This window comes from Ruminococcus sp. AM42-11 (assembly GCF_003480145.1).
Lineage (GTDB): Bacteria > Bacillota > Clostridia > Lachnospirales > Lachnospiraceae > Blautia_A > Blautia_A faecis.
Map to the genome: position 1 here is coordinate 26978 of NZ_QUIO01000045.1, position 6698 is coordinate 33675.

Annotated in this window: 8 protein-coding genes and 2 pseudogenes; 8 read left to right on the forward strand and 2 right to left on the reverse strand. The window is 43.6% G+C overall.

Going from position 1 to position 6698, the window contains the following annotated elements; genetic code table 11:
- The first annotated feature begins 61 nt into the window (after positions 1 to 61).
- Positions 62 to 514 carry a single-stranded DNA-binding protein gene (locus DW904_RS19165; RefSeq protein WP_118583680.1) on the forward strand — a complete coding sequence of 151 codons (453 nt, stop codon included), beginning with the start codon at positions 62 to 64 and terminating at the stop codon, positions 512 to 514.
- Positions 515 to 556: 42 nt separating this feature from the next.
- Positions 557 to 823 (forward strand): 30S ribosomal protein S18, encoded by a 267-nt coding sequence (gene rpsR, locus DW904_RS19170; protein WP_118583682.1) that lies wholly within the window; start codon positions 557 to 559, stop codon positions 821 to 823.
- Between the two features lie 41 nt (positions 824 to 864).
- On the opposite strand, the gene DW904_RS25990 is transcribed toward rpsR, so the two are convergent.
- Positions 865 to 1002 carry a DUF6783 domain-containing protein gene (locus tag DW904_RS25990; RefSeq protein WP_306797036.1) on the reverse strand — a complete coding sequence of 46 codons (138 nt, stop codon included), beginning with the start codon at positions 1000 to 1002 and terminating at the stop codon, positions 865 to 867.
- Between DW904_RS25990 and DW904_RS25995 the strand changes: the two are divergent.
- The 5 genes and pseudogenes from DW904_RS25995 to DW904_RS19195 form a co-directional block, all read left to right on the forward strand.
- Positions 940 to 1131 (forward strand): annotated as a pseudogene (locus tag DW904_RS25995) (DUF6783 domain-containing protein); the annotation flags it as partial. The gene DW904_RS25990 and the pseudogene DW904_RS25995 overlap by 63 nt on opposite strands.
- Positions 1132 to 1141: 10 nt before the next feature.
- Complete coding sequence (locus DW904_RS19180; RefSeq protein ID WP_118583686.1) at positions 1142 to 3196, forward strand: DHH family phosphoesterase; 2055 nt, start codon at positions 1142 to 1144, stop codon at positions 3194 to 3196.
- On the forward strand, positions 3193 to 3642 hold the full coding sequence (gene rplI, locus DW904_RS19185; RefSeq protein WP_118583688.1) for a 50S ribosomal protein L9: 450 nt from the start codon (positions 3193 to 3195) through the stop codon (positions 3640 to 3642). Before DW904_RS19180 ends, rplI begins: the two co-directional genes overlap by 4 nt.
- Positions 3643 to 3706: 64 nt before the next feature.
- Complete coding sequence (gene dnaB, locus DW904_RS19190) at positions 3707 to 5035, forward strand: replicative DNA helicase (protein WP_118583698.1); 1329 nt, start codon at positions 3707 to 3709, stop codon at positions 5033 to 5035.
- A 188-nt stretch (positions 5036 to 5223) separates the two neighbouring features.
- A pseudogene (locus DW904_RS19195) lies at positions 5224 to 5777 on the forward strand (helix-turn-helix domain-containing protein).
- A gap of 68 nt (positions 5778 to 5845) precedes the next feature.
- On the opposite strand, the gene DW904_RS19200 reads toward DW904_RS19195, so the two are convergent.
- Entirely contained in the window at positions 5846 to 6016 is a 171-nt protein-coding gene (locus DW904_RS19200; protein ID WP_118583690.1) for a 4Fe-4S binding protein, read from the reverse strand.
- 297 nt (positions 6017 to 6313) lie between these two features.
- Between DW904_RS19200 and DW904_RS19205 the strand changes: the two genes are divergently transcribed.
- Positions 6314 to 6517, forward strand: coding sequence for a DUF1858 domain-containing protein (locus DW904_RS19205; RefSeq protein WP_117851487.1), 204 nt, complete (start codon positions 6314 to 6316; stop codon positions 6515 to 6517).
- Positions 6518 to 6698: the final 181 nt, after the last annotated feature.

Here is a 6698-nt window from a genome sequence, read left to right on the forward strand (position 1 = left end):
TCGGATTTAGAAAGCACCATTAAGAGCCCGTTCACTTAGTATATTAAGAGAGGTAAGAAGAATGAACAAAGTAATTTTAATGGGACGCTTAACAAGAGATCCTGAGGTAAGATATTCCGCAGGAGAGAATGCACTGGCAATTGCCAGATACACATTAGCGGTAGACAGAAGATTCCGTCGCGATGGAGAAGCAAGTGCTGATTTCATTCAGTGTGTTTCTTTTGGACGTACGGCAGAGTTTGCTGAGAAGTATTTCCGTCAGGGACTGAAGATTGCCGTTACAGGTCGTATTCAGACCGGAAGCTATACCAACCGTGATGGACAGAAGGTTTACACTACAGAGGTTGTTGTGGAAGATCAGGAGTTTGCTGAGAGCAAGGCTTCCAGCGACAGTTATGCTGCTTCCCATCCGCGCACAAGTGCACCGGAGGCATCTATGCCGAACCCGGGAACCGCTGCAGAGGGCTTTATGAACATTCCGGATGGCATTGACGAGGAATTGCCATTTAACTAGAGCTTAGCTCTTAGAACTGAATAAAACAGGAGGAAAACCAACATGGCTTACAATAATAGAAGCGAAAGACCAGATTCTCCAATGAAGAGAAGAGGCGGCCGCAGAAGAAAAAAAGTTTGCGTATTCTGTGGTAAAGAGAATAACGAGATCGATTACAAGGATGTAGCAAAATTAAGAAAATATGTTTCCGAGAGAGGAAAAATCCTTCCTAGAAGAATCACAGGAAACTGCGCGAAACATCAGAGAGCTCTGACTGTTGCTGTTAAGAGAGCACGTCATCTTGCTATGATGCCATACATCCAGGACTAATTTGGAAGTGTTTACCGCCATCCGGAAGGATGGCGGTTTTTCTATCTAGAGCGTGTTTGAAAAACCATTTCCGCAATCTGCACGCCCCACTTTGCGGTATATTTCACCCGAATTCGGTTGCCGTAGCCCACTACGGCGCCCTCATCCGGGCAAAATCTCCCACAAATTGTAACGCACATCTTGCAGAAAGCCTTTTTCAAACACGCTCTAATCTTCTATGGAAAAATACTCAGAAATCTGTTATACTATCTGGCAAAGGCGTATTTTGCCTGTCACTATGTAAAAGGTACCTGAGGATTTGTAAGTGAGGATAAACTTATGAATAAAAAACTGAAATTCAAGGGATCCATGAAGCAGTTCATGAGGTGGCCACTGTATCTGACCATTCTTCTTATATGGCTGGATATTCTTATTTTTATGGTAAGTGTGAAAGCAGGAATTCTTGCTACACTTGGAATTGTGGTATATATTGTGGCAGCACTTCTGCTTACCCGCTTTCACAGGCCGCTGATTCTCAATGATCTGATCGCGTTTGCCAATCAGTATGAATCTCTTGAGAAGCGTCTTCTGGATGATCTGGCTCTTCCTTATGCCATTATGGACACCAATGGAAGAATGATCTGGTCCAACAAGGTATTTGCAGAGCTTACCGGGAAAGAACAGCTGTATAACAAGCACATTACCACTATTTTTCCGGAGATCACACCGGATAAACTTCCTGTACCTGAGAAACAGGAGATCACAGAGATGAGCACCAACTTTGGTGACAGGATCTATCGTGTTTCCATGCAGCTGGTTACTATGAAGGATGTGGTAAATGAAGCCCGTATTCTGGAAAATGTGGATGCAGACATTAATCTTGTGGCAATGTTTTTCTATGATGAGACAGAGCTTCAGGAATATATTCAGAAGAATGAGGATGATAAGCTGGTAGTAGCTCTGGCATATCTGGACAATTATGAAGAAGCTCTGGAAGGTGTGGAAGAAGTCAGAAGATCCCTTCTGATCGCACTGATCGACAGGAAAATCACCAAGTATTTTTCCAATTTTGACGGACTTGTACGCAAGCTGGAGCGGGATAAATACTTCCTGATCATGCGTCAGAGTTCCCTGGAAGCATTGAAAGAACAGCGTTTTCATATTCTGGATGAAGTTAAGACGGTCAATATTGGTAATGAAATGGCAGTCACCCTAAGTATCGGTATTGGTCTGAACGGCGCAAACTATCTGCAGAATTATGAATATTGCCGTATTGCCATTGAGATGGCTCTTGGACGCGGCGGTGACCAGGTAGTAATTAAGAATGGAGATTCCATCGCCTATTTTGGCGGAAAATCCCAGCAGGTGGAGAAAAATACCCGCGTAAAGGCCCGAGTGAAGGCACAGGCGCTGAAAGAGTTTATGAGCACCAAGGATCGTGTTGTGGTTATGGGACATAAGATCACAGATGTAGATGCCCTTGGGGCTGCAATCGGTATTTATCGCGCAGGAAAGACCCTTGGCAAGCCGGTCCATATTGTAGTAAATGATCCGACCACATCCATCCGTCCGTTGATGGCGGGGTATATCAATAATCCGGATTATGAGCCTTCCATGTTTGTAGATTGTGCCCAGGCAAAGGATCTTGTGGATAATAATACAGTTGTGGTTGTGGTGGACACAAACAAACCAAGTTATACAGAGTGTCAGGATCTTCTTTATCTGACCAGGACGATCGTGGTGCTGGATCATCACAGAAGAGGCAGTGAAGTGATACAGAACGCAGTACTTTCCTATGTGGAGCCATATGCATCCTCCACATGTGAGATGGTTGCCGAGATCCTTCAGTATTTTGACGAGGATCTGCGTCTTCGCAGCCTGGAGGCGGATTGTCTGTATGCAGGTATGGTAATTGATACCAATAATTTTACTACACGCTCCGGCGTGCGTACTTTCGAAGCAGCTGCTTATCTTCGGAGAAATGGCGCAGATATTACAAGAGTCCGCAAAATGCTTCGGGATAACATTGATGCATATAAGGCAAGAGCGGAAGTTGTCCGCACTGCCCAGATTTACAGAAATTGTTTTGCAATAGGAAGATGCCCCAGCGAGGGGTTGGAAAGTCCTACAGTAGTAGGAGCCCAGGCCGCAAATGAGCTTCTGAATATTGCAGGTGTGAAGGCTTCTTTTGTTCTTACTCCATATAATAATGAGGTGTATGTAAGTGCCCGTGCCATTGATGAGGTCAATGTGCAGGTTATGATGGAGAGAATGGGCGGCGGAGGTCATCTGAACATTGCCGGAGCCCAGGTGAAGGCTACGGAAGATGAGACAGAGAAAATGATCAAAGATATTATAGATCAGTTATACCAGGAAGGAGAATTCAAAGAATGAAAGTAATTTTACTGGAAGATGTAAAAGCCCTTGGAAAAAAGGGAGAGATTGTAAACGTCAGTGACGGATATGCAAGAAACATGATCCTGCCGAAGAAGCTTGGACTTGAGGCAACTCCAAAGAACTTAAATGATCTGAAGCTTCAGAAGGCAAATGAAGAGAAAGTTGCCCAGGAGAATTTAGAAGCTGCCAGAGCTTTTGCCAAGAATCTTGAAGATAAAGAGGTTATTCTTACTCTTAAAGTGGGAGAGGGCGGAAGAACATTTGGCTCTGTTTCCACAAAAGAAATTTCAGAAGCTGCCAAGAAACAGCTGAATCTCGATATAGAGAAAAAGAAACTGGTACTTCCAAACCCGATCCGCAATCTTGGAGTAACAAATGTACCGGTTAAGCTTCATCCTAAGGTAACCGGAAGCCTGAAAGTATGGGTAAAGGAAGAGGCATAAGGGCTACTGTGAAGAAGTGTAAACAGTAATGCATAAAGCTGCAGGAGAGGATGTTTTTTACGAAATGGAAGAAGCATTGATCAAGAGGATACTTCCTCACAGCATTGAAGCGGAACAGTCCGTTATTGGTTCCATGATCCTGGACCGTGATGCCATTCTGGTAGCATCAGAGATTCTTACAAGTGATGACTTTTACCAGAGCCAGTATGGTATTATTTTTGATGCCATGGTGGAGTTATGTAATGAAGGAAAGCCGGTGGATCTGATCACTCTTCAGAACCGTCTGAAAGAGAAGGAACTTCCACCAGATATCAGCAGTATGGAATATGTAAGAGATCTGATTTCTGCAGTTCCCACTTCTGCCAACGTAAAGTATTATGCCAATATTGTCAGCGAAAAGGCTGTCCTTCGAAGACTGATCAAAGTGAATGAGGAAGTGGAAAATGCCTGCTATATGGAGAAAGAAGGCACACAAATGATCCTGGAGGAAGCGGAGAAGAAATTGTTTAATGTTCTTCAGAGACGCTCCAGTGATGAGTTTGTGCCTATCCAGCAGGTGGTTTTGAATGCGGTGAACAATATTGAGAAAGCTTCCAAGATGAAGGGAACGGTAACTGGTATTCCTACCGGTTTCGTGGATCTGGATTACAAGACCTCCGGAATGCATGCTTCAGACCTGGTGCTGATCGCAGCCCGTCCGTCTATGGGAAAAACTGCTTTCGTTCTTAATATTGCCCAGTATATGGCATTTCGTAAGGACGTTACGGTAGCGATATTCAGTCTGGAGATGTCCAAGGAGCAGCTTGTAAACCGTCTCCTTGCCATGGAATCTCATGTGGATTCCCAGAATATGAGAACTGGTAATCTGAAAGACGAGGATTGGACCAAGCTGGTGGAGGGTGCAGATATTATCGGACGCTCTAATCTTATTATTGATGATACCCCCGGTATTTCCATTTCCGAGCTGCGTTCCAAGTGCCGAAAATACAAATTAGAGCACAATCTTGGAATTATTATGATTGATTATCTTCAGCTGATGAGTGGAAGCGGACATTCTGATTCCAGACAGCAGGAAATTTCCGATATTTCACGTTCCCTGAAAGCACTTGCCCGTGAGATCAGCGTTCCGGTCATTGCACTTTCACAGCTCAGTCGAGCTGTAGAGCAGCGCCCGGATCACAGACCTATGCTTTCTGACCTGCGAGAGTCGGGAGCTATTGAGCAGGATGCTGATATGGTAATGTTTATCTACCGTGATGATTATTATCATAAGGATACGGAGAAAAAGGGAATTGCTGAGATCATTATAGCGAAACAGAGAAACGGTCCTATTGGTACCGTTGAGCTGGTATGGCTGCCTCAGTATACACAGTTTGTAAATATGAAAAAATAAGGAAATGCTGATTGATTATGGTATTTCTTCGAAAAGGCCGGCATGTTATGTCGACCTTTTTTTCTTGCATTTGAAAGACCTTTTGTTATAATAAAAACAGTGAATTATGCTATTGTCCATACGGATGCTGTCTGGCAGCCAGACCGATTTGTTTTGTGGACAGCAACAATTTCATGAGGAGGGGTAGTATGGAAAAATGCTATACCGTGGCTGAGACTGTGAAGCTGACAGGGGTGAAATCTTATGTCCTTCGTTACTGGGAGGATGAACTTTCCCTTCCTATTCGCAGAATGAGCTGGGGCATCGCTGCTACACCCAGGATGATATTCAACTGTTTTTGAACATTAAAGAACTAAAGAACAGAGGCTTGCAGCTTCGGGCGATACATGATCTTCTTCCAAAACTTACAAAAAAAGAAGGAATGGAAGTAATCGTGCCGGAAGAAAAGGATAAAATACATTTACTGGAATCTGAGAGTATAGAAAAAGAAGAGAATGAAACAAGAGATACACTTCGGGAAGAACTGCTGGAGAATGTTCAGAATTTTAAAGCGGAGCCAGATAAAAAGATTCTGGAGTTTCAGGAGATATTAGAACGTCTGATTACTCAGGAGCTTCATGCCAAAAAAGAAGGAGAAGACAGGTGGCGCACTCTGGATGCAGCCATCAGGAGACAGCAGATGGCAAGAAGAGAAGCAGCTGCATCTTCGGAGAAGAAGGGAAAAAAGAAAAACGGAGTGTAGAATGTGTTTGAAAAAGGGGAGCTCCATAGGAAGCTCCCCTTCATGCTATCATCACTTATGTGGGAAAATCAACCCTCGCTGATAGCGCCTGTAGGACAGGCATCAGCACAAGTTCCGCAGTCCATGCAGGAATCTGCATCGATTACGTAATGATCATCTCCCTGAGAAATAGCACCTGCTGGGCACTCGCTCTCGCATGTTCCACAGCTTACGCACTCGTCAGAAATTACATATGCCATTGTTATATCCTCCTTTAATCTCTTTAGTTCCCTTATGATTACTGGTCACAGAGTGAACAGAAACCCTTTCTGGGATATGAGTCTATTCTAATATATATGTCAAAGGATATCAAGTACAAAATTATAAACAAAATTTTAGAATTGTGACGGTTGCGCAAATGTGTATTTGGTATTATAATAGTGGAACGTGGAGAGTTACTGCCGGTTTTGATGTAATGGCAGGGAATTTTTTACGAGAGAAGCAGTTGCTGGTCAGGTATGAACAGTAACTCGATATAAAAAAGGAGGAAACAGATCATGGCACAGGTGACAAAAGATATGCTGATTGGTCAGCTTCTTCAGTTAGATCCTAATATGGCTGGTATTCTTATGGCATCCGGTATGGGATGTGTAGGATGCCCATCCGCACAGATGGAATCTCTGGAGGAGGCTGCTATGGTACACGGAATTGATGCTGATGTTTTAATCCAGCAGCTGAACGATTATCTTGCAGGCCGTTAGTATATAGTTTCTTGACGGGCTGTTCCGGTTGAGAAGGTAACCCCGACAGAGTATATACGAACTTATAATAAAAAGGACTGGGCGATTTGCCAGTCCTTTTTAATAAGGTTTTAGAGCGTGTTTGAAAAAGGCTTTCTGCAAGATGTGCGTCACAATTTGCGGGAATGATTTTTTCAAACAC

Bases quoted from the DNA above. Each gene is read 5' to 3' on its own strand.
- DW904_RS19165 (WP_118583680.1), top strand. From the start codon at position 62: ATGAACAAAGTAATTTTAATGGGACGCTTAACAAGAGATCCTGAGGTA.
- rpsR (WP_118583682.1), top strand. From the start codon at position 557: ATGGCTTACAATAATAGAAGCGAAAGACCAGATTCTCCAATGAAGAGA.
- DW904_RS25990 (WP_306797036.1), bottom strand. From the start codon at position 1,002: ATGTGCGTTACAATTTGTGGGAGATTTTGCCCGGATGAGGGCGCCGTA.
- DW904_RS19180 (WP_118583686.1), top strand. From the start codon at position 1,142: ATGAATAAAAAACTGAAATTCAAGGGATCCATGAAGCAGTTCATGAGG.
- rplI (WP_118583688.1), top strand. From the start codon at position 3,193: ATGAAAGTAATTTTACTGGAAGATGTAAAAGCCCTTGGAAAAAAGGGA.
- dnaB (WP_118583698.1), top strand. From the start codon at position 3,707: ATGGAAGAAGCATTGATCAAGAGGATACTTCCTCACAGCATTGAAGCG.
- DW904_RS19200 (WP_118583690.1), bottom strand. From the start codon at position 6,016: ATGGCATATGTAATTTCTGACGAGTGCGTAAGCTGTGGAACATGCGAG.
- DW904_RS19205 (WP_117851487.1), top strand. From the start codon at position 6,314: ATGGCACAGGTGACAAAAGATATGCTGATTGGTCAGCTTCTTCAGTTA.